This is a genomic window from Shimia sp. R9_2 (assembly GCF_017743735.1).
GTDB lineage: Bacteria > Pseudomonadota > Alphaproteobacteria > Rhodobacterales > Rhodobacteraceae > Shimia.
The window spans coordinates 937,559-957,014 of sequence record NZ_JAGHRO010000001.1; the positions used below are offsets into that span (position 1 = coordinate 937,559).

General features: G+C 60.5%; 21 protein-coding genes. 15 read left to right on the forward strand and 6 right to left on the reverse strand.

All coding sequences use genetic code 11. The features are described 5' to 3' along the window. Positions 1-186 precede the first annotated feature (186 nt). From phnC to J7400_RS04400, 5 genes are all read left to right on the forward strand, one after another. On the forward strand, positions 187-1,011 hold the full coding sequence (gene phnC, locus J7400_RS04380; RefSeq protein ID WP_209060066.1) for a phosphonate ABC transporter ATP-binding protein: 825 nt from the start codon (positions 187-189) through the stop codon (positions 1,009-1,011). Positions 1,012-1,069: 58 nt separating this feature from the next. Then, positions 1,070-1,972 (forward strand): phosphonate ABC transporter substrate-binding protein, encoded by a 903-nt coding sequence (gene phnD / locus J7400_RS04385; protein WP_209060068.1) that lies wholly within the window; start codon positions 1,070-1,072, stop codon positions 1,970-1,972. 134 nt (positions 1,973-2,106) lie between these two features. Further along, positions 2,107-2,946 (forward strand): phosphonate ABC transporter, permease protein PhnE, encoded by an 840-nt coding sequence (gene phnE, locus J7400_RS04390; RefSeq protein WP_247738630.1) that lies wholly within the window; start codon positions 2,107-2,109, stop codon positions 2,944-2,946. Further along, positions 2,943-4,268, forward strand: a complete 1,326-nt coding sequence (phnE, locus tag J7400_RS04395; RefSeq protein ID WP_209060078.1) for a phosphonate ABC transporter, permease protein PhnE — start codon at positions 2,943-2,945, stop codon at positions 4,266-4,268. The genes phnE (J7400_RS04390) and phnE (J7400_RS04395) overlap by 4 nt, the downstream gene beginning before the upstream one ends. A gap of 128 nt (positions 4,269-4,396) precedes the next feature. Then, positions 4,397-5,014 (forward strand): chloramphenicol acetyltransferase, encoded by a 618-nt coding sequence (locus J7400_RS04400; RefSeq protein WP_209060080.1) that lies wholly within the window; start codon positions 4,397-4,399, stop codon positions 5,012-5,014. 33 nt (positions 5,015-5,047) lie between these two features. Here J7400_RS04400 and J7400_RS04405 read toward each other — a convergent pair whose 3' ends face one another. Together J7400_RS04405 and phnF are read right to left on the reverse strand one after the other, a co-directional pair. Continuing rightward, positions 5,048-6,229, reverse strand: coding sequence for an alpha-D-ribose 1-methylphosphonate 5-triphosphate diphosphatase (locus J7400_RS04405; protein ID WP_209060082.1), 1,182 nt, complete (start codon positions 6,227-6,229; stop codon positions 5,048-5,050). 84 nt (positions 6,230-6,313) lie between these two features. Next, the gene (gene phnF, locus J7400_RS04410; protein WP_209060084.1) at positions 6,314-7,045 is read right to left on the reverse strand and encodes a phosphonate metabolism transcriptional regulator PhnF; all 732 of its coding nucleotides are present in this window, start codon (positions 7,043-7,045) and stop codon (positions 6,314-6,316) included. A gap of 96 nt (positions 7,046-7,141) precedes the next feature. Here phnF and phnG point away from each other — a divergent pair, with 96 nt between their 5' ends. From phnG to phnN, 7 genes are read left to right on the forward strand one after another with little or no spacing between them, the layout of a single operon-like run. Further along, positions 7,142-7,585, forward strand: a complete 444-nt coding sequence (gene phnG / locus J7400_RS04415) for a phosphonate C-P lyase system protein PhnG (RefSeq protein WP_209060087.1) — start codon at positions 7,142-7,144, stop codon at positions 7,583-7,585. Then, complete coding sequence (phnH, locus tag J7400_RS04420) at positions 7,585-8,154, forward strand: phosphonate C-P lyase system protein PhnH (protein WP_209060089.1); 570 nt, start codon at positions 7,585-7,587, stop codon at positions 8,152-8,154. The genes phnG and phnH overlap by 1 nt, the downstream gene beginning before the upstream one ends. Next, the gene (locus J7400_RS04425) at positions 8,154-9,248 is read left to right on the forward strand and encodes a carbon-phosphorus lyase complex subunit PhnI (RefSeq protein ID WP_209060091.1); all 1,095 of its coding nucleotides are present in this window, start codon (positions 8,154-8,156) and stop codon (positions 9,246-9,248) included. Before phnH ends, J7400_RS04425 begins: the two co-directional genes overlap by 1 nt. Continuing rightward, positions 9,245-10,114: an alpha-D-ribose 1-methylphosphonate 5-phosphate C-P-lyase PhnJ gene (locus tag J7400_RS04430; RefSeq protein ID WP_209060093.1), complete on the forward strand. Its 870-nt coding sequence runs from the start codon at positions 9,245-9,247 to the stop codon at positions 10,112-10,114. Before J7400_RS04425 ends, J7400_RS04430 begins: the two co-directional genes overlap by 4 nt. Next, positions 10,111-10,881 (forward strand): phosphonate C-P lyase system protein PhnK, encoded by a 771-nt coding sequence (phnK, locus tag J7400_RS04435; RefSeq protein ID WP_209060095.1) that lies wholly within the window; start codon positions 10,111-10,113, stop codon positions 10,879-10,881. The genes J7400_RS04430 and phnK overlap by 4 nt, the downstream gene beginning before the upstream one ends. 57 nt (positions 10,882-10,938) lie before the next feature. Beyond that, positions 10,939-11,628, forward strand: a complete 690-nt coding sequence (gene phnL / locus J7400_RS04440; protein WP_209060098.1) for a phosphonate C-P lyase system protein PhnL — start codon at positions 10,939-10,941, stop codon at positions 11,626-11,628. Beyond that, positions 11,628-12,182, forward strand: a complete 555-nt coding sequence (phnN, locus tag J7400_RS04445; RefSeq protein WP_209060100.1) for a phosphonate metabolism protein/1,5-bisphosphokinase (PRPP-forming) PhnN — start codon at positions 11,628-11,630, stop codon at positions 12,180-12,182. The genes phnL and phnN overlap by 1 nt, the downstream gene beginning before the upstream one ends. On the opposite strand, the gene J7400_RS04450 is transcribed toward phnN, so the two are convergent. Next, entirely contained in the window at positions 12,164-12,847 is a 684-nt protein-coding gene (locus J7400_RS04450) for a DUF1045 domain-containing protein (protein ID WP_209060108.1), read from the reverse strand. The genes phnN and J7400_RS04450 overlap by 19 nt on opposite strands. 52 nt (positions 12,848-12,899) lie before the next feature. Here J7400_RS04450 and J7400_RS04455 point away from each other — a divergent pair, with 52 nt between their 5' ends. Then, entirely contained in the window at positions 12,900-14,045 is a 1,146-nt protein-coding gene (locus tag J7400_RS04455) for an alpha-D-ribose 1-methylphosphonate 5-triphosphate diphosphatase (protein WP_209060111.1), read from the forward strand. On the opposite strand, the gene J7400_RS04460 is transcribed toward J7400_RS04455, so the two are convergent. The 3 genes from J7400_RS04460 to J7400_RS04470 form a co-directional block, all read right to left on the reverse strand. After that, on the reverse strand, positions 14,042-14,524 hold the full coding sequence (locus tag J7400_RS04460; RefSeq protein WP_209060112.1) for an N-acetyltransferase: 483 nt from the start codon (positions 14,522-14,524) through the stop codon (positions 14,042-14,044). The two genes, J7400_RS04455 and J7400_RS04460, sit on opposite strands and share 4 nt — an antisense overlap. Positions 14,525-14,572: 48 nt before the next feature. Beyond that, positions 14,573-14,959: a VOC family protein gene (locus tag J7400_RS04465; RefSeq protein WP_209060116.1), complete on the reverse strand. Its 387-nt coding sequence runs from the start codon at positions 14,957-14,959 to the stop codon at positions 14,573-14,575. Between the two features lie 104 nt (positions 14,960-15,063). After that, positions 15,064-16,662: a phosphoenolpyruvate carboxykinase gene (locus tag J7400_RS04470; protein WP_209060118.1), complete on the reverse strand. Its 1,599-nt coding sequence runs from the start codon at positions 16,660-16,662 to the stop codon at positions 15,064-15,066. Between the two features lie 373 nt (positions 16,663-17,035). Here J7400_RS04470 and J7400_RS04475 point away from each other — a divergent pair, with 373 nt between their 5' ends. Continuing rightward, positions 17,036-17,737 carry a response regulator transcription factor gene (locus J7400_RS04475; RefSeq protein WP_209060121.1) on the forward strand — a complete coding sequence of 234 codons (702 nt, stop codon included), beginning with the start codon at positions 17,036-17,038 and terminating at the stop codon, positions 17,735-17,737. A gap of 33 nt (positions 17,738-17,770) precedes the next feature. Next, positions 17,771-19,456, forward strand: a complete 1,686-nt coding sequence (locus J7400_RS04480) for a sensor histidine kinase (RefSeq protein WP_209060262.1) — start codon at positions 17,771-17,773, stop codon at positions 19,454-19,456.

The following is a 19,456-nucleotide window of genomic DNA, read 5'->3' on the forward strand; positions in this document are numbered from 1 at the left end:
TGTATTTTGCGCTGAAATCGCCTGTTTTTCGGCACGCGGAGGCAGTCGCGACAGCCCAACGGCGCTCGCGGAGCCGCGATGAAAGTTAAAATTGTGCCGACTTCCGTTACAGAAACTTCATCATACTGACAATTAAGCTTTGGATTCGGCCTGTAGCCAGCGCCCATCGAATGTTGGGGATAGGCCGTGCTAAAAGTAGAAAAACTGACCAAAGCCTTTGGTCCAAATGTGGCTGTCGACGCGGCCAACTTTGTTGTCGAGAAGCCAGCAATGATTGGGATCATCGGACGCTCTGGAGCCGGTAAATCCACCCTGCTGCGGATGCTGAACCGTCTTACAGAAGAGACCAGCGGGCAGATCATCTTTGAAGGCACCGATGTGACCGCGCTGAAGAACGGTGACAAGCGCCGCTGGCAGAGCGAATGCGCGATGATCTTTCAGCAGTTCAACCTCGTGCCGCGTATGGATGTGGTGAGCAACGTGCTGCATGGCACGCTCAACCGCCGCAGCACGCTGGCAACCATGTTCAACCTGTTCCCCAATGAGGACATCCACCGCGCGATCGACATTCTGGATCGTCTCGGCATTGCCGAGCATGCCGCCAAGCGCGCCGAAGCGCTGTCAGGCGGTCAGCAGCAGCGTGTGGCGATTGCCCGGGCGCTGATGCAGGACCCGAAGATCATTCTGGCGGATGAGCCGATTGCCTCGCTTGACCCAATGAACGCGCAGGTGGTGATGCAATCGCTGCGCCAGATCCACGAAGAAGACGGCCGCATGGTGATCGCGAACCTGCACACGCTGGACACGGCGCGGCGCTATTGTGACCGGGTGATCGGCATGCGCGACGGGCGCATCGTGTTTGACGGCACGCCTGCGCAGCTGACCACCGGTGTGGCGCGCGACATCTATGGGGCGGATGCCTCCTTTAGCGAAGCGGCCACCTCGACAGAGATCGAGACGCTGGACCGCACCGACGCAGAAGTCGGCCGCAAGACCCCTGAATACGCCTGAGTTTCATCACACCCCACGTCAAAGAAGCGTGGGGTTTTTTATCAACCGGAGAGAAACGATGAAAAAACTGATTGCTGCCGTTCTGGCGACCACTGCCCTGACGGCCCCTGCGTTTGCTGAAGAGATCAGCGAATTCCGCATTGGTCTGCTGGGTGGCGAAAACGCCCAGGACCGTCTGAACAACAACGAGTGCTTGCGCGCCAAAACCGAAGAAGTGCTGGGTGTCCCAACCAAGCTCTTCGCCCCTGCCGACTACAACGGCGTGATCCAGGGTCTGCTGGGCGGCACCATCGACATGGCTTGGCTGGGCGCATCCGGCTACGCAAAGACCTATCTGTCTGACCCAGAGGCGGTTGAGCCGATCCTGGTGAAAGTGAACGTGGACGGTGGTTATGGCTACTACTCCATCGGTTTTGCGCGCAAAGACAGCGGCATCACCTCGCTGGAAGACATGAAGGGCAAGACCTTCGGCTTTGGTGACCCGAACTCCACCTCCGGCTTCCTGATCCCATCCATCGAGATCCCTGAAGTGACCGGCGCGACCATGACCTCTGGCGACTACTTCGGCGAAGTGAAATTCTCCGGTGGCCACGAGCAGACCATCGTTGGCGTGAACAACGGTGACTTTGACGGCGGCGTGACCTGGGCTGACGGTCTGGGCGAGTGGGAAGACGGCTACAACTCCGGCGCGCTGCGTCGTGCGGTTGATGCGGGTCTCGTGGACATGAACGAGCTGGTGAAAATCTGGCAGTCCAAGCCGATCCCGGAAGGCCCAATCGTGCTGCGCAAGGCGCTGCCGGAAGACGTGAAAGTGAAATTCACCGCGCTGATGGCCTCCCTGCCATCCATGGACCCAGAGTGCGCCTATGGTGTGCTGTCCGGTGAAGCCAAAGGCGTGCAGCCAATCAGCCATGACGCTTACGAAGTGATCATCGAAGCACGCAAACTGAAGTCCAACTAAGACGACTTCACCACTTTGAGCAGGCCCTGTGCAGATGCGCGCGGGGCCTGTTTCCTGACTGAGGGGCTCCCATGACAGATTTGACCGGTAGCGGCACTGGCAGCAGTAGCGCGGGCGGCGTGCGCGCGGATTACATGGCGCAGGTGCGGCGCAAGCGGATGATGGATGGCATCATCCTCATCGTTTTCATTGCCTTGATGACGACGGGTTTCATGATTGCGGATGACCGCAATGCCGGTGGGTTCTGGGACGGGCTGCACCGTCTGTTTGACTTCCCCAAAGAGGTGCTGGGCGAGGCCTTTGAGAAGGCCGCTGATCTGCCGGCACATCTGCTCAAATTCCTGCCGTCGCTGATTGAGACAATCAATATCGCGGCGGCCTCAACCCTGATCGGGACGATGCTTGGCATGGTGCTGTCGCTGCTGTCCACACGTGGCATGGCCAAATGGCCGCGTCTCATTCCGCTGTTCCGCCGGATCATGGACATCATGCGCGCGATGCCAGAGATCGTGATTGCCCTCGTCTTGATCTTTGTGATGGGCGGTGGGCCAGTGCCGGCGATGGTGGCGATTGCGTTCCACACCGCGGGCGCGATGGGCAAGCTGTTCTCCGAGGTCAATGAAAACGCTTCGCTCAAGCCCGTGGAGGGGCTGCAATCTGTCGGCGCAAGCTGGACGCAGCGCATGTGGCTGGGGGTGATCCCGCAGGTGGCGCCGAACTACTTCAGCTACGGCCTGCTGCGCTTTGAGGTGAACATCCGTGCCTCCGCCATCCTCGGTTTCGTGGGTGCGGGCGGCATTGGCTATGAGCTGCGCAATGCGATGAGTTGGGGCAAAGGCCAATATGACGAGGCCGCTGCGATCTTCATCCTGCTGTTTGTGACCATTGTGGTGGTGGATCAGCTGTCCTCGCTGGTGCGCGAGCGCCTGACTCACGGCAAATCTGCCCAAAAACTTGAGAAGGCCTCGGCATGAGTATCGCAGCCAATGAAACCGATTTCCTGAAGGTTCAGGCGGATCGCCACTTTGCCAGAAAGAAGCTGATGAGCTTTGGCCTCCCGGCGCTGGTGATTGCCTATCTGACCTATATCTTCTTCATCTTTGACATTCCCGGTCTGGCGCAGCGTTTCGAGGCGGACAATGCCCGTGCGCTGGTTGCGGACAGCTACAGCTACAAAACCCATGTGGCACGTGACAACCGCTCTGGCGAGGTGTCTGTCGCCATCGAGGGGGAGCGCAAAGGCACCTATCCCGAGGGCACATCGCCGGATTGGGTCACACTGGGAGACACCAACACGGTGATTGATCTGGGTAATGGTCATGTGGTGACTTATGGCACGGATAATTTTGTCAGCTACGATGTGCCGGGCTATGGGTTGATCACGGCGCAGCCGAGCCGCGCCAAAGGAGTGCAGGCCGTGCTGCCTGAGGGCGAGACACCTGACTGGATCAATGCTTCCAAGAACCGCATGACCATCACCACCGATGCCGGGCGTCTTACGGTGACGCGCAACCGCACCGAGGTGTTCCGGTATTTCACCGGTTGGGAGCTGTTTTTCTTCACACTCGACAGCCCCTACCACGGGATGCCTGTGGGCGAAGTGATGTCGCGCGCGCTGGGCGGCGAGGCGGCTGCGATCTGGCAGGATTTCTGGACCAACAAGATGTGGCGCCACCAAGATGTGGCCTGGGCGATCTTTGAAACGATCCTGATGGCCTTCCTGGGCACCATGGGCGCGGCCATTGTGGCGCTGCCGCTGGCCTTTCTGGCGGCCAAAAACTTCACGCCTTTTGTGGTGCTGCGTCAGATCACGCGCCGTATCTTTGACTTCTTCCGCGGCGTGGATGCGCTGATCTGGACGATTGTTCTGGCGCGCGCCTTTGGGCCGGGGCCACTCACGGGCGCGTTGGCGATCCTGATCACGGATACCGGCTCGTTTGGCAAAATGTTCTCGGAAGCTTTGGAAAACGTCGATCAGAAACAGATCGAGGGCATTCAGTCGACCGGGGCCAAGCCGGTGCAGCGCTATCGTTTCGGGGTGATCCCGCAGGTGACGCCGATCCTGATGAGCCAGGTCCTGTATTTCCTGGAATCCAACACCCGCAGCGCCACCATCATTGGCGCGATCACCGGCGGTGGCATCGGCTTGATGCTGACACAGGCGATGATCACGCAGAAAGACTGGGAAGAGGTCACCTATTACATCGTGCTGATTGTGCTGATGGTGATGGTGATGGACTGGTTCTCCGGCTGGCTGCGCCGCAAGCTGATCACCGGTGACGAAAGCGGCCACTGATCCGCGACAAGAGTTTTGCCTTCGGCGAGGATATTTGGAGAATGAGAAAGGACGGGAATGCCCCGTGTTTCCTCTTGCCAAAAATATCCCGGCCGGAGGCATAGAAGTTCAGACAACAGGAGCCGCATATGGCCAAGCTCTCCGCAGAGGCGCCGCTGATCCACCCGGACTGTATTTTGCATGACGCGACTTTTGGGCGCTATGTGGAGATCGGGCAGGGCAGCCGGATCATTTCAGCGCATTTTGACGACTATTCCTATTGTGACCGTATGGCCGAGGTCGCGAATGCCAGGATCGGTAAATTTGCCAATATCGCCGCTTTCAGCCGGATCGGGGCGACAGATCACCCGATGGAAAACGCCTCGCTGCACCATTTCCTCTATCGCTCGGACGATTACTTTGACGATGCAGAACCGGATGCGGCGTTTTTTGCCCATCGTCAGAGCCGGGTGGCCACCATTGGCCATGACACCTGGATTGGTCACGGCGCGATGATCAAGCCCGAGGTCACGCTGGGCCACGGCAGCATTGTGGCGAGCGGCGCGGTGGTGACCAAAGATGTGCCGCCTTACATGATAGTCGCTGGGATGCCGGCGACACCGCTGCGGCGGCGGTTCAGCGAGAAGGTGTCTGAACGGTTGATGGCGCTGGCCTGGTGGGATTGGGACCACAGCCGGTTGCGTGCAGCATTGACGGATTTTCGCGCGCTGAAGGCAGAGGCCTTTCTGGAGAAATACGGGGGCTGAGGCGTTACTCTCAGCCCTCCCTGAGGCGGCGGATTATTCCGCCGCCATTTTTGTGTCTGAAGCCGCGTCAAAGAAACGGTGGGCCACATCGCCGGAGAGGTGGCTGATACGTCCGCCTGCGATGGTGCCTTCAATCGCATGGGTCTCCGGATGGACAATGGCGATGTCGGCGCGTTGGCCCAACTCCAGCGTGCCGCGATCGTCCATCTCCATGATGCGCGCCGCATTGGTGGAGATCATCGCCCAGGCGGTGGGCAGATCACACAGGCCGTCGTCCACCATGCGGAAGGCGGCTTTGGAGAGCGCGGGGTAGTGATAGTCTGACACCAGCGCATCGCAGAGGTCGTCGGCCACCAAGCGCGCAGCCTGAATGTTGCCGGCCTGGCTACCGCCGCGCACGATATTGGGTGCGCCCATCACCACGTGATCGCCAACTGCTTTGGCCACAGCAGCGGCGCTGCGCGCGGTTGGGAATTCACAGACCCGCGCGCCCAGCACGGAATAGCGCTCCCGTGTGTCACCATCGGGGTCGTCGTGGCTGCCGTAGCGCACACCGAGCTGGTCAAAGGCTTCGGCCAGAGCGCAGAGGTGGCGGGGCACCTGTGGGCTTTCATCAAAGGCGGCGCGGACCAGTGCCATATGCTCTTCTGGCGTGCGCCCGGCGCCTTTGGCCCAATGGGCGAGGTTTTCCGGTTTCTCGCGGGCGAGATAAAGCGCCTCTTCGAGGTGGTTGTTGAAGACCACATAGTCGACTTTGTGTTTCTCAACCGCTGCCAGAAGCCGATCCCGCGTGGTCACCGTGTGGGTCTCACAGCGGATCTGAATGCGCAGGTCGGTGTGGGCATGGGGGCGGTAGGCATCGAGTGCGGCCAGCAGGGTTTCGGCCGCATCGGGGCCACGGTGGCCGCCTTCCCAGCTCCAGCTTTGGGCGAGCCAGGCGGTGGTCACCCCATTGGCGGCGGCGTCACGGTCAGTGCCGCGCAGGCCCATGTCCACGGGGAAAGGGGCTGAGGGGCGCGGCGCGATGTGGCGCTCAAAGGCATCGCCATGCAGATCAATGATGCCGGGCATCAGCAGATAGCCGGATAGATCTACCTCCGCCTGTGTGTCATCAACAATCAGACCGTCCACGAAGGACAGTGGGGCATCCTGCAGCATGCCGTCGCGCAGGACGTGTGCACCTGTGAGGCGCAGAGACAGAGAGGATCTGGACATAAGAATGCTCTTTTGGTGTTTTCGCTCTCTCTACGTCCCTTATGTGTCGGCTGCGTGACGTCTGCGGCCTGTTGGGCAAATTATTCAATCTGTAAGTGTGAGCGTGACACGGTCGCCGGCAAACCAGGTGATGCCAAATTCGACCGGATTGCCCGCCGGGTCGATGTTGATGGCTTTGGTGCGCAGGACGGGATCGCCCTCACTGATGCGCAGGTGCAGGGCTTCTGTGGCGCTGGCGCGCCGGGCGGTCAGGCGGGTTGAGGCGCGGGTGTAATCCGCCACGCCGTTTTCCTTGAGCGCCGCCGTGACAGAGCGCAGGCGTGAAAGTTGTTCCGGCAGATCGGGAAAACGCGCCGCCGGGAAGACGCTTTTGAAGAGGGCGATCGGGTTGCCGTCTGCGAGCGACAGACCGTCATAGACATGGACCTCTGACCCTTCCGGCAAAGCGAGTGCTGTGGCCTCTGCTGCATCCGCGCTGCGGGTTTCCAGATGCAGCACCTCTTTGCCCGGCAGCCGCCCGGCCTGCGCGATATTGCGGTGAAAGCGCACTCGTTTGCCGATGGCATAGTCGGTTGGCACCTGCGCCACAAACACGCCAGCGCCGCGTCGGGCATGCACCAAGCCGTTGTCAGACAGCGATTTTAGGGCGTGGCGCACGGTGTGACGATTGACGCCAAAGCGGCCGGAGAGCTCGGCCTCGGTGGGCAGTTTGTCCCCCGGACCATAACGGCCTTCGGCAATGTCTTCGGTCAGTGTGCTGGCGATGGATTGCCAGATCGGGGTGCGTTTGGCGCTCATGTTGCGGGTCTCTGTCATGAAAACTTCATGGGGTGATGGATTGCGCGACTCGCGATGTGTCGCTAGAATTTGTCTAGTTGTATAGGAAAATAGACAAATCGACAAGGTGTCTAGATGACCGCAGAAAATAACAGACGCGCCTGGATGTCGCTGCTCGCGAAAGCGCCCGCAGACCGGCTTTTGGCGCTTTGGCAAGAGCATGGCGTGGCGCCGGCATTTCACTGGCTGCGTGCACCGGAGATCGGCGCGACCATGGTGCGGGGGCGCCTTGGCGGCACCGGCGCGCCGTTCAATCTTGGCGAGATGACGCTGACCCGCTGCGCATTGCAGCTGGAGAGCGGTGAGGTCGGCCATGGCTATGTGCAGGGGCGTGACAAGCAGAAGGCAGAGATTGCCGCGCTGGTGGATGCGTTGATGCAGGGGCCTGAGGCGGAGGCAGTGGAAACCGCGATCCTGACGCCGCTGGGTGATGAGCTTGCGAAGGCCAAGACCGTGCGTGCGGAGAAGGCGGCTGCCACAAAGGTGGATTTCTTCACCATGGTGCGGGGAGAGGATTGATGAACGCAGATGTTCTGAAAGGCGGATTTGCCAATGCGCCGGTGGATGCGGCACATGCGTTTCGCGCGGCCATGAATGTGATGGCGCGGCCGGGCACAATCGAGACCCTGGAGGGCGCGGTGCCGCCCGCGCCAATGTCGACAGCGGCGGGCACGCTGATCCTGACGTTGTGTGATCCGGATACGCCATTGCATTTGGCAGGCGACTGGGATTGCCAAGAGGTGCGTGACTGGATCGCCTTTCATATTGGGGCGCCGATCGTTGGGGCCTCGCACGCGATGTTTGCGGTGGGCGACTGGGACGCCCTCGCGCCGCTCAACCGCTTTGCCATTGGCACACCAGAATATCCGGATCGCTCTGCCACATTGATCGTGGAGCGCGAGGCGCTTGCGACAAAGGGTGCAACCTTGCGTGGGCCGGGCATCAAGGAGACGGCTGAGATGGCGCTGCCCGAAGCAGAGGCGTTTCAGATGAATGCGTTGCTGTTCCCGTTGGGGCTCGATTTCTTCTTCACCTGCGGGGATCAGGTCTCCGCGCTGCCAAGAACAACGAAAGTGGAGGCGGCCTGATGTATGTTGCAGTGAAAGGCGGCGAGCGCGCGATTGACAATGCGCATGCCTGGCTGGCCGAGGAACGACGCGGTGATCTGAATGTGGCGGAACTCTCCGTCGTCCAGATCCGCGAACAGCTGAGCCTTGCAGTGAACCGGGTGATGGCTGAGGGATCGCTTTATGATCCTGATCTGGCGGCGCTGGCGATCAAGCAGGCGCGCGGTGATATGATTGAGGCGATTTTCCTCATTCGCGCCTATCGCACGACGCTGCCGCGATTTGGCGCGTCCGCGCCAGTGGAAACCGCAGATATGGCCTGTGACCGCCGGATTTCGGCGACCTTCAAAGATGCGCCGGGCGGGCAGGTCTTGGGGCCGACGTTTGACTACACCCACCGCCTCTTGGATTTCGCTTTGGCTGCGGAGGGCGAGACACCGGTGGTGGAGCGTGGCGAAGCACGCACGGAAGCAACACCGCATATCACCGAGTTTCTCAACAAAGAGGGGCTGATCCAGACAGAGGTTAGCTCGGAAGAAACGCCGGGGGATCTGACCCGCGAGCCGCTGGAGCTGCCCGCAAACCGCCCTCTGCGCCTGCAGGCGCTGACGCGGGGCGATGAGGGGTTTGTGCTGTCGATGGCCTACTCCACGCAGCGGGGCTATGCGCGCAACCACGCCTTTGTGGGGGAGCTGCGCATTGGCAAGGTCGCGGTGGAGATGGAAATCCCGGAGCTGGGCTTTGCCATTGAGATTGGCGAGATCGAGCTGACCGAATGTGAGACGGTGAACCAGTTTCAGGGCTCCAAAACCGAGCCACCGCAGTTCACACGCGGCTATGGGCTGGTGTTTGGCCAGTCTGAGCGCAAGTCGATTTCTATGGCGCTCGTGGACCGTGCATTGCGCTGGCAGGAGCTGGGCGAAGACAACCTCGGCGCGCCTGCGCAGGATGAGGAGTTTGTGCTCTATCATTCCGACAACATTCAGGCGACGGGGTTCTTGGAGCACATCAAACTGCCGCATTACGTGGATTTCCAGTCTGAGCTGGAGCTGATCCGTAAGCTGCGCCGTGAGGCGATGGAAAATGTGGCACCGGTGCAGGAGGCGGCGGAATGAGCGATTATAACTTTGCCTATCTGGATGAGCAGACCAAGCGGATGATCCGTCGTGCCATCCTCAAGGGTTTGGCCATTCCGGGCTATCAAGTGCCGTTTGCCAGCCGCGAGATGCCGATGCCTTATGGCTGGGGCACGGGGGGCGTGCAGGTCTCGGCCGCCACATTGACGCCGGATGATACGCTGAAGGTGATCGACCAGGGCGCGGATGACACGACCAATGCGGTCTCGATCCGTAAGTTCTTTGAGAAGACCGCCGGTGTGGCGACCACGGAAGAAACCGCGCAGGCAAGTGTCATTCAGACCCGCCACCGCATTCCCGAAGAGGCGCTGCGTGAAGATCAGATCCTCGTTTATCAGGTGCCGATCCCGGAGCCGCTGCGCTTTCTGGAGCCCTCGGAGGTAGAAACCCGCAAGATGCACAGTCTTGAGGAATATGGCCTCATGCATGTGAAGCTCTATGAGGACATTTCCAAACACGGGGCGATTGCCACCTCTTATGCCTATCCGGTGAAGGTGGAGGGACGCTATGTGATGGACCCAAGCCCGATCCCGAAGTTTGACAATCCGAAGATGGAAATGGCGGCGATCCAGCTGTTTGGTGCGGGCCGTGAGCAACGGATCTATGCGCTGCCACCTTATTGCCAAGTGGTGAGTCTTGATTTTGAGGATTTCCCCTTTGAGGCCAGCAAGGCCGATCACCCCTGTGACATGTGTGGTGCCGAGGACAGCTATCTGGATGAAGTGATCATGGATGACGCGGGCAACCGGATGTTTGTCTGTTCTGACACGGATTATTGTGCCAGTCGCCGTGCCGCCGGGCATGTGGGCGCGCAGGCCGCAGCCCTTGAGGAGACAGCCGCATGACGCCGCTTCTGAAAGTTGAGAATATCAGCAAGTACTATGGCAACCGTATTGGCTGCAAAGATGTGAACTTTGATCTCTACCCCGGAGAGGTCATGGGGATTGTTGGGGAAAGTGGCTCTGGCAAGTCCACTTTGCTCAACTGCCTTGCTGGTCATCTGACCCCGGAAACGGGTGAGGTGCTGTTTGAGATGCGCGATGGTGCGATGCGGGATACGGTCACCATGAGTGAGCCGGAGCGTCGTATGCTGAGCCGCACGGACTGGGCCTTTGTGCATCAGCACGCGCGCGATGGGCTGCGCATGAATGTCAGCGCGGGCGGCAATGTGGGCGAGCGGCTGATGGCCGTGGGCGCGCGCCACTATGGCAATATCCGTGAAGAGGCGATTGACTGGCTGGGCCGTGTGGAGATCAACGAGAGCCGTGTGGATGACCGCCCGACGCAGTTTTCCGGCGGGATGCAGCAGCGCCTGCAGATCGCGCGCAATCTGGTGACCGGACCGCGGCTGGTGTTCATGGATGAGCCAACTGGCGGGCTTGATGTCTCTGTACAGGCGCGGCTCTTGGATCTGTTGCGCGGATTGGTGCGAGAAATGGGCCTGAGCGCCATCATCGTGACCCATGATCTGGCGGTGGTGCGCCTGCTCGCGGATCGGCTGATGGTGATGAAAGACGGTCATGTGGTGGAGACCGGACTGACCGATCAGGTGCTGGATGATCCACAGCATGCCTATACGCAGCTGCTGGTCAGTTCCGTTCTGCAAGTTTGACAGGTTGGGGGCTGTCTGCCCCCAAACCCCCGAGGATATTTGGGAATGAGAAATCAGATGATTGAGATTAGAGATCTGAGCAAGACCTTCACCCTGCACAATCAGGGCAGTGCGGTGATCCCTGTAATGGATGGCGCCAACTTGAGCGTGGCGCGCGGGGAATGTGTGGCGCTGATCGGGGCGTCTGGTGCCGGTAAATCCACCCTGATGCGGATGATTTATGGCAACTACCTCGCGGCTGGCGGGTCTATCGTCGTGGATGGCGTGGATGTGGTGCAGGCCGAGCCGCGCGAGATTCTGGCGCTGCGGCGTGAGGTGCTGGGCTATGTGAGCCAGTTTCTGCGGGTGGTGCCACGGGTGCCGACGCTGGATGTGGTGGCGGAGCCCTTGCTGGCTGTTGGCGTGGAGGCCGAGGCGGCGCGGGAGCGGGCGCGGCAGTTGCTGACCCAGTTGCGCATTCCGGAGCGGCTCTGGCAGCTGAGCCCGACGTCGTTTTCTGGCGGGGAGCAGCAGCGGGTGAACATTGCGCGCGGATTTGCCCATAGCTATCCGGCGATGTTGCTGGATGAGCCGACTGCTTCGCTGGATGCAACCAACCGCGCCACTGTGCTGGGGCTGATTGAAGAGGCCAAGGCGCGCGGGGCGGCGATTGTTGGGATTTTCCACGATGAGGCAGCGCGCGATCAGGTCTGTGATCGGGAGATTGATGTGTCTGTCTTCACGCCCGGCCTGCAGGGGGCGGCTTGATGGGGAACACTGGATTGCCTGTGCGGGTTGTGGGGGTTGTTGGCCCCTCTGGAGTGGGCAAAGACACGGTGATGGATGCCATGGCGGCGGCGCGCAGCGATGTGGTTTTGGCGCGTCGGGTGATCACGCGGGCTGCAGGCGCGGGTGGCGAGAACTCGATTGGCGCGACGGATGCGGAGTTTGATGCGCTGGTGGCGCAGGATGCTTTCGCCTTGTGGTGGCCCGCACATGGGCTGCGCTATGGCGTGCCGCGTGAAGCGCTGCAGCAGGCGGGCGCGCGGATTGTGCTGGTGAACCTGTCCCGTGGTGTGCTGGATCAGGCGCGGGCGGCGTTTGAGGATTTTGCGGTGCTTTCGCTGACCGCTGATGTGCAAACGCTGGCGCAGCGGCTGGCGGCGCGGGGACGGGAGAGCGAGGCGGAGATCGCAGCGCGTCTGGCCCGTGCCGGTGTGTCGCGCCCGACAGGCGCAGATGTGGTGGAAGTGGCCAATGACGGGGCGCTGGCGGCCACCGTGGCCGCCGCGCTTGAGGCGCTTCAGCCGGTGAGAGCGTAGCGGTGGATTTCGTGAAACATCTGGCTGTCGTCTTCGCCCACCAAGGTCAGGCTGTTGACCACAAAGGGCTGTGGCAAGAGCGGTGTGATGTGGGGCAGAAGCGCGGCCTGAGTTTGTTCGGCATCTTTGTCAAGGCGGCCTGTGAGGGTGATGTGGAAGCGAAATTCCTCCATCACGTAAGGGTAGCCCCACTCTGCCAGCAGCGCTTCCTGTGCGGGCGACAGATTGGCCTGACGGCGGCGCGCCAGTTCGGCCTCAGAGGGCGGGCGGCGGAACATGTCGAGCTCGGTGACAGCGCGCGCGGCCAGTGCGGCCAGCGGGGTTTGATCGCCGTCGATCTTAAGGGCCAGAAAACTGCCGAGGCGGGCCAATGTCAGACCGGGCAGCGTGACAGGGGCCAGCGTGGCACAGAGCGCGGCCAGCGCCTCTTGCAGGGCCTCAGCGCTTTGGCCATCTGCCAGAAAAAACGGCGGTTTGATGGTGCCGTGCAGCCCGTATTTGCGCGGCGTGGCGGTGATCTCTTCCACCGGGCGCAGAAGATCTGCAATCTCCGGGTGGGGACAGTGCTTGCCCGCCACAGGATCCCAGCCCAGCCAATGGGCGCCAAAATCAGCCAGAGCACCGGGCTCTGGCGTGTAGTAAATGCCGTATCGTTTGAACTGCATATTGCCTCTTTCAACCTTTTGACAGCGAATGCCAAAAATGCGTGACACCCACATGACACAAGAGATGATCCTTGCAAATGCCACCCTTGTTTTGCCCAACGAGACCGTGACCGGCTCGGTTGTGGTGCGCGACGGGATGATTGCCGAGATGGATCAGGGCGCGGCGGTGCCTGCGGGCGCGGTGGATTGCGAAGGCGATTATGTTGCGCCGGGCCTCATTGAGCTGCACACCGATAATCTGGAGCGGCACATGCGCCCGCGCCCCAAGGTGGATTGGCCGCATCAGGCGGCGATTGTGGCCCATGATGCGGAGCTGGCGAGTGTGGGCATCACCACGGTGTTTGATGCGCTGCGCATCGGCTCGATCCTGTCTGATCCAAGCAAAAAATACGGCAAATATGCCCGGGCTGTGGCCGATGAGATCCTGTCGATGCGCGACAGCGGAGGATTGCGGATCAGCCACCATCTGCACCTGCGGGCGGAGACCTGCTCGGAGACGCTGATTGAGGAGCTGGCGGAGTTCGGGCCTGAGGATCGCGTGGGCATTGTCAGCCTGATGGATCACACGCCGGGACAGCGACAGTTCACCGATCTGAGCAAGTTTGAAGCCTATATCCGCGGCAAATACGCCATGGATGCGGAAGGGTTTGAGGACTACGTCGCCTTTCTGCATGGGCTGCATGACCGGTTGGGCAAGGCTCATGAAGAAGCTACAGTTGCGGAGGCCAAGCGCTTTGGGGCTGTGCTGGCGAGCCATGATGACACCACCGCTGCTCAAGTGGCGACCTCGGCGGGTTATGGCATCCATCTGGCGGAGTTCCCAACAACGGTGGAGGCAGCACGCGCCAATCACGCCCATGACATTGCCAATATCATGGGCGGGCCGAACCTTGTGCGTGGGGGCAGCCATTCGGGCAATGTGGCGGCGATGGAGCTGGCGGAGCTTGATCTGCTGGATATTATTTCGTCAGACTATGTGCCTTCTTCGCTGCTGTTTGGTGCGGTGATGCTTGGCCAGACTTGGGGCAACATGGCCAAGGGGCTGCACACGGTCACTGCGGCACCGGCGCAATACACTAACCTGACGGACCGTGGGCGTCTGGAGGTTGGTTTGCAGGCGGATATGATCCGGTTCCGGCTGACTGAGGGCGTGCCCTCGCTGCGCGCAGCCTGGCATAAGGGGGTGCGCTCGGCCTAGAGCTTTGCGAAGGCTGGCGCGTATGAGACCGCAAATGGGGTTTTGAGCGCGCCTGCTGCAAGCTCCAGCGCCATGAAATAAGGGCCTGCGAATTGGTTGGTGAAGCCTTTGGCCAACTCAACAGAATACCCAAAGCGGCTGTAGTAGGCGGGGTTGCCAAGTACGAAGCTGGCTTGCCAGCCCTCACGTTGCGCCTGCGCAAGACCGTGGCGGACGAGGGCTGCGCCGATGCCCTTTTGTCGATGGTCTGGCGCAACCGATAGCGGGCCAAGGCCTAGCGTGCGCACCGGGGCGGCCATTGGGGAGAACAGGACGTGGCCGATGATCTGGCCGTCTTCTTTCGCGACAAGAGAGAGCGCTGCATCGCCCTCTGCGCGCAGCATGTCGACAAGGCGGGCCTCCTCCGGTTGGCCAAAGGCGGCTTCGGTAAGGCTATGGATGGCGTCGATGTCGGCGGCGGTTTCTGGGCGGATGTGCATTTTGGCGTGCCTTTGGGGGAGGGCGGCGGTGCGCAGGGACTGCGCACCCTACGGGGAGGTGGTGAAGAGAGCGAGTTTGTTGCCTTGGGGATCGCGCAGATAGGCGACGTAGAAATCGGCGCTATAGGCTTCGCGAAAGCCCGGCGCGCCTTCGTTTGTGCCGCCTGCGGTGAGCGCAGCGGCGTGCAGATCGCGCAGCTGCTGTTGGCTCTCTGTCTGAAAGGCCACCATGGTGCCGTTGCCTGCAGAGGCCGCAGTCCCGTCAAACGGGGCTTTCACGTAGAAATCCGGAGAGGTTGGCGGAGTACCCGGCGGGATGTAGCTGAGATCGCCGTGATAGTGCTCAAGCCGATAGCCGAGCGCGGGCAGGAAGGCCGAGTAGAACCGCTCTGCGGCGGGGATGTCGTCTGCGCCGACGGTGATATAGGCGATCATGTGAGGCGTCCTTTCAGGGGAAGCATAGCAAGCAAATCATACGCCGCATGCAAAAAAGCCCCGCGCGGGTGGCACGGGGCTTTTCAATAAAACGAGAGAAGCGCTTAGCCGATGGCGGCGGCTTTCACGTCTGCGTCGATGTAAGGCAGGTATTGCTCGAAGTTGTCGGCAAACATGCCCACCAGTTTGGCGGCTTGTGCATCATAGGCGTCTTTGTCCGCCCAGGTGCCGCGTGGGTCGAGCAGGCTGTCATCCACACCGGGGACAGAGACAGGCACTTCGAAGCCGAAGTTGGCGTCTTTGCGGAATTCCACGTGGTTCAGGGAGCCGTCCAGCGCGGCGGTCAGAAGCGCGCGGGTGGCTTTGATCGGCATGCGGGAGCCGGTGCCGTAAGCGCCGCCGGTCCAGCCGGTGTTCACCAGCCAGCAGGTGGTGCCAAATTCCGCGATCTTCTGGCGCAGCAGGGCACCGTAAGCTTCCGGACGGCGTGGCATGAACGGGGCGCCGTAGCAGGTGGAGAAGGCCGGGGTTGGCTCGGTCAGGCCACGCTCGGTGCCGGCCATTTTGGCGGTGAAGCCGGACAGGAAGTGGTATTCTGCCTGCGCCGGGGTCAGACGTGCAATCGGAGGCAGGATGCCGAAGGCGTCACAGGTCAGCATGATCACGTTTTTGGGGTGACCGCCAAGGCCGTTGTCGGATGCGTTCGGGATCGACTCCAGCGGGTAGGCGCAGCGCATGTTTTCTGTGAGGCTCTTGTCCTCGAAGTCGAGCACTTTGGTCTCTTCGTCATAGACCATGTTCTCGATCACGGTGCCAAACATCTTGGTGGTTGCGTAGATCTCAGGCTCGGCTTCCGGGTTCAGGCCGATGGTTTTGGCGTAGCAGCCGCCCTCAAAGTTGAAGGTGCCTCGGTCAGACCAGCCGTGCTCGTCATCGCCAATCAGGGTGCGGTTCGGATCGGCAGAGAGCGTGGTCTTGCCGGTGCCGGACAGGCCGAAGAAGATCGCCGCATCGACAGGGTTGTCTTTGGCGTGGTTGGCGGAGCAGTGCATCGGCATGATGCCTTTTTCCGGCAGCAGGTAGTTCAGCAGGCCAAAGACGGATTTCTTGTTCTCACCGGCGTATTCGGTGTTGCCGATCAGGATCATCTTTTTCTCGATGTTGACCGCGATCACGGTCTCAGAGCGGCAGCCGTGCTTGGCCGGGTCGGCCTTGAAGCTTGGGCAGTTGATGATGGTGTAGTCGGCCACGAACTGATCCAGCGCATCGCGGTCGGGGCGGCGCAGCAGGTGACGGATGAAGAGGTTGTGCCAAGCCAGCTCGTTCACGACGCGCACGTTGATGGCGTGGGTCGGATCGGCACCGGCTGTGAGATCCTGAACGAAGTAGTCGCGGCCCTTCATGTGCTCCAGCATGTCGGCATGCAGGCGGTCAAAGGCGTCGCTGGCCATCTCGTGGTTGTTTTCCCACCAGATGGTGTCTTCGGTCATCGGCGTGCGCACGGTGAACTTGTCTTTGGGCGAACGGCCGGTGAATTCACCGGTGCTCACCAGGAAGGTGCCGCCGTTGCCCAGCGTGCCTTCGTTGCGCTTCAGAGCGTGCTCAATCAGTGCTGGCTCCATAAAGTTGTAATAGACATTGCCCAGACCTTCGATCCCTTGATCTTGCAGGCGGAATTGCGGGTTTACCCGTCCAAATGTCATTTCTTACACTCCTGTAGCCGCGTCTGTTTGGCGGCGGTCGTTGACAAACTTCGGAAAGCAATAATCTTGCGCGACCATCATTTCCGATGCGTTACCCGCCGGTCTTAACATGACGTTTCACAATAAGAACAGGCGGGTTTGGTATAGTTAGCGCAACCAAGTGCAGGTTAGCGCAACCAAGTGTTCCGATCGGAAAATTCGCGCAATGTTTGTCCCCGAAAGTGAGACAATTTAGTCATTGGTTAGCGATTTTGCGGCCTAATGAGTCCGGTTTGAGACCCGAATCGCACTTTTGCGTTGATTGCCTCAGCCTGAGATGCGCATAATACCGCAAAATTAGGCATAAAATAAGAGCAGTGAGAGGATCCGTCCGATGTCAAGAATTGCCCTTGTGGACGACGACAGAAACATTTTGACGTCGGTTTCAATCACCCTTGAGGCTGAGGGGTTTGAAGTCGAGACCTACAATGACGGTCAGCAGGCGCTGGACGCATTCAACAAGAAACTCCCCGACATGGCGGTGCTCGACATCAAGATGCCGCGCATGGATGGTATGGATCTGCTGCAACGACTGCGCCAGAAAACCACGATGCCGGTGATTTTTCTGACCTCCAAGGATGACGAGATCGACGAAGTGCTGGGGCTGCGCATGGGCGCGGATGACTACGTCAAGAAACCGTTCAGCCAGCGCCTGCTGGTGGAGCGTATTCGTGCCTTGCTGCGCCGTCAAGAAGCCGTGGATGGCGATATTGTCGGCGATACCGAAGACACCAAGATCATGGAACGCGGTGAGCTGACCATGGACCCGCTGCGCCACTCGGTGAGCTGGAAGGGCAAGGACGTGACGCTGACGGTCACGGAATTCCTGCTGCTTCAGGCGCTGGCGCAACGCCCGGGTTTTGTGAAGAGCCGCGACCAGCTGATGGATGTGGCCTATGACGATCAGGTCTATGTTGACGACCGTACCATCGACAGCCACATCAAGCGCCTGCGCAAGAAAATGCGCACAGCCGATCCGGACTTTTCCGCGATTGAGACGCTGTATGGCATTGGCTATAGGTACAACGAAGAGTAACGACACCAGGCCGAAAGGACCGACGTGCGAGATATGGCGCAAGGGCGGGACGGGGACGTTGTTTTGGGTGACGATTGGGTCGCGCCTGAAGCCCGTGCTGAGAGGGAAATGCGAGGTCGGCGCGAACGCCGCCGTCTTTTGCCTCTGAGCAAATCGCCCCTCACGCGAAAGATCATCACCTTCAACTTGATCGCCCTTTGCGTTCTGGTCGCGGGGATTTTGTACCTCAACAGTGCGCGCGACAGCTTTGCCGTGCAGCGCGCCGGTGGGTTGGCCACAGAGGCGCGCCTGATCGCAGGTGCCTTTGAGGCGCAGCTTCCGGCGGGGGCGCCGGTGAACCTTGTGACCAATGACGGGGTTGATGTGGCGGGCACGCTTGCGAAGCTGCCGCTGCAGATGGGCACCACGGTCACCGTGTTTGACTCCGCCCCAAGTGTTGTGGGCTCCAAAGAGGGCATTACTTCCACGGCATTGGCAGAAGTGCTGTCAGAGCGCCCTGAGGGCACACCTCTGACTTCGGCCCTCAGCCGTGCATGGGCAGCGATTTCCGGGCGGGATGGCTCTGAGCCGCGCACAGGCCCCGCGCTAAACGAAGAGCTGAACCGTCTTGCACAGGATGCGGTGGCGGGCAGTGAGAGTCTTGATACGCTGTCCAATGCCACAGGCGAGCGCATCTTTGCCGTGGCGGTGCCGATCAAACAGGGCGCTCGGGTGATTGGCGCGGTGGTGCTGACCAGTGCCTCCGGTGAGCTGGATCATATGGTCAGCTCGGAACGCGAGCGCGTTTTGCAGATGTTCCTGATTGCCACGGTGGTCTCTGTTGGTCTGTCCATGGTGCTGGCCTCAACCATTTCCAATCCGCTCTCTGATCTGGCCGCAGCCGCAGAGCTTGGCGGGGACAGCGACAACCGCAAGGTCAATCCCGGCCGGGTGCGAATTCCTGACCTGACCGCGCGGCCTGATGAGATTGGCCGCCTGTCCGGTGCGCTGCGCGGCATGGTGTCAGCGCTTTATGAGCGTATCGACAGCAATGAACAGTTTGCCGCCGACGTGGCGCATGAGATCAAGAACCCGCTGGCGTCATTGCGCTCTGCTGTGGGCTCTCTGCGGGTTGTGAAGAAAGACGAACACCGCGAGAAGCTGCTGAGCGTTATTGAGCACGACGTGCGTCGCCTTGACCGTCTGGTGAGCGATATTTCCAATGCCTCGCGGCTGGATAGTGAGCTGGTCAAGGAAGAAGAAGAGAACTTCGACCTGCTGATGATGATTGGCAATCTGGCGCAATATCTGAGCGAAGATGCCAAATCCAAGAACATCGATTTTATCGCGGATCTTCCTGAAGGACCGATTGAGATCAATGGGCTTGAGGCACGGTTGGCACAGGTGTTTGTCAATCTGATCACCAATGCGATCAGCTTCTGTGAAGAGGGCGATGCGATCCGCGTCTGGGCGCGGCGGCGGGAAAACCGAGTGCTGGTCGTGGTGGAAGACACCGGGCCGGGCATTCCGGAGCAGTCGCTCAACAAGATCTTCAACCGTTTCTATTCGCACCGCCCAGAATCGCAGTTTGGCAACAACTCAGGTCTTGGCCTCGCGATCTCCAAACAGATTGTCGAGGCCCATGGTGGCGTGATCTGGGCTGAGAACATTCGCCCGACAGATGCGGATGTGACCTCTGAACCGCTGGGTGCGCGTTTTGTCGTGGGCCTGCCGGTCTGA

Bases quoted from the DNA above. Each gene is read 5' to 3' on its own strand.
- phnD (WP_209060068.1), top strand. From the start codon at position 1,070: ATGAAAAAACTGATTGCTGCCGTTCTGGCGACCACTGCCCTGACGGCC.
- phnE (WP_247738630.1), top strand. From the start codon at position 2,107: ATGGCGCAGGTGCGGCGCAAGCGGATGATGGATGGCATCATCCTCATC.
- phnE (WP_209060078.1), top strand. From the start codon at position 2,943: ATGAGTATCGCAGCCAATGAAACCGATTTCCTGAAGGTTCAGGCGGAT.
- J7400_RS04400 (WP_209060080.1), top strand. From the start codon at position 4,397: ATGGCCAAGCTCTCCGCAGAGGCGCCGCTGATCCACCCGGACTGTATT.
- J7400_RS04405 (WP_209060082.1), bottom strand. From the start codon at position 6,229: ATGTCCAGATCCTCTCTGTCTCTGCGCCTCACAGGTGCACACGTCCTG.
- phnF (WP_209060084.1), bottom strand. From the start codon at position 7,045: ATGACAGAGACCCGCAACATGAGCGCCAAACGCACCCCGATCTGGCAA.
- phnG (WP_209060087.1), top strand. From the start codon at position 7,142: ATGACCGCAGAAAATAACAGACGCGCCTGGATGTCGCTGCTCGCGAAA.
- phnH (WP_209060089.1), top strand. From the start codon at position 7,585: ATGAACGCAGATGTTCTGAAAGGCGGATTTGCCAATGCGCCGGTGGAT.
- J7400_RS04425 (WP_209060091.1), top strand. From the start codon at position 8,154: ATGTATGTTGCAGTGAAAGGCGGCGAGCGCGCGATTGACAATGCGCAT.
- J7400_RS04430 (WP_209060093.1), top strand. From the start codon at position 9,245: ATGAGCGATTATAACTTTGCCTATCTGGATGAGCAGACCAAGCGGATG.
- phnK (WP_209060095.1), top strand. From the start codon at position 10,111: ATGACGCCGCTTCTGAAAGTTGAGAATATCAGCAAGTACTATGGCAAC.
- phnL (WP_209060098.1), top strand. From the start codon at position 10,939: ATGATTGAGATTAGAGATCTGAGCAAGACCTTCACCCTGCACAATCAG.
- phnN (WP_209060100.1), top strand. From the start codon at position 11,628: ATGGGGAACACTGGATTGCCTGTGCGGGTTGTGGGGGTTGTTGGCCCC.
- J7400_RS04450 (WP_209060108.1), bottom strand. From the start codon at position 12,847: ATGCAGTTCAAACGATACGGCATTTACTACACGCCAGAGCCCGGTGCT.
- J7400_RS04455 (WP_209060111.1), top strand. From the start codon at position 12,900: ATGACACAAGAGATGATCCTTGCAAATGCCACCCTTGTTTTGCCCAAC.
- J7400_RS04460 (WP_209060112.1), bottom strand. From the start codon at position 14,524: ATGCACATCCGCCCAGAAACCGCCGCCGACATCGACGCCATCCATAGC.
- J7400_RS04465 (WP_209060116.1), bottom strand. From the start codon at position 14,959: ATGATCGCCTATATCACCGTCGGCGCAGACGACATCCCCGCCGCAGAG.
- J7400_RS04470 (WP_209060118.1), bottom strand. From the start codon at position 16,662: ATGACATTTGGACGGGTAAACCCGCAATTCCGCCTGCAAGATCAAGGG.
- J7400_RS04475 (WP_209060121.1), top strand. From the start codon at position 17,036: ATGTCAAGAATTGCCCTTGTGGACGACGACAGAAACATTTTGACGTCG.
- J7400_RS04480 (WP_209060262.1), top strand. From the start codon at position 17,771: ATGGCGCAAGGGCGGGACGGGGACGTTGTTTTGGGTGACGATTGGGTC.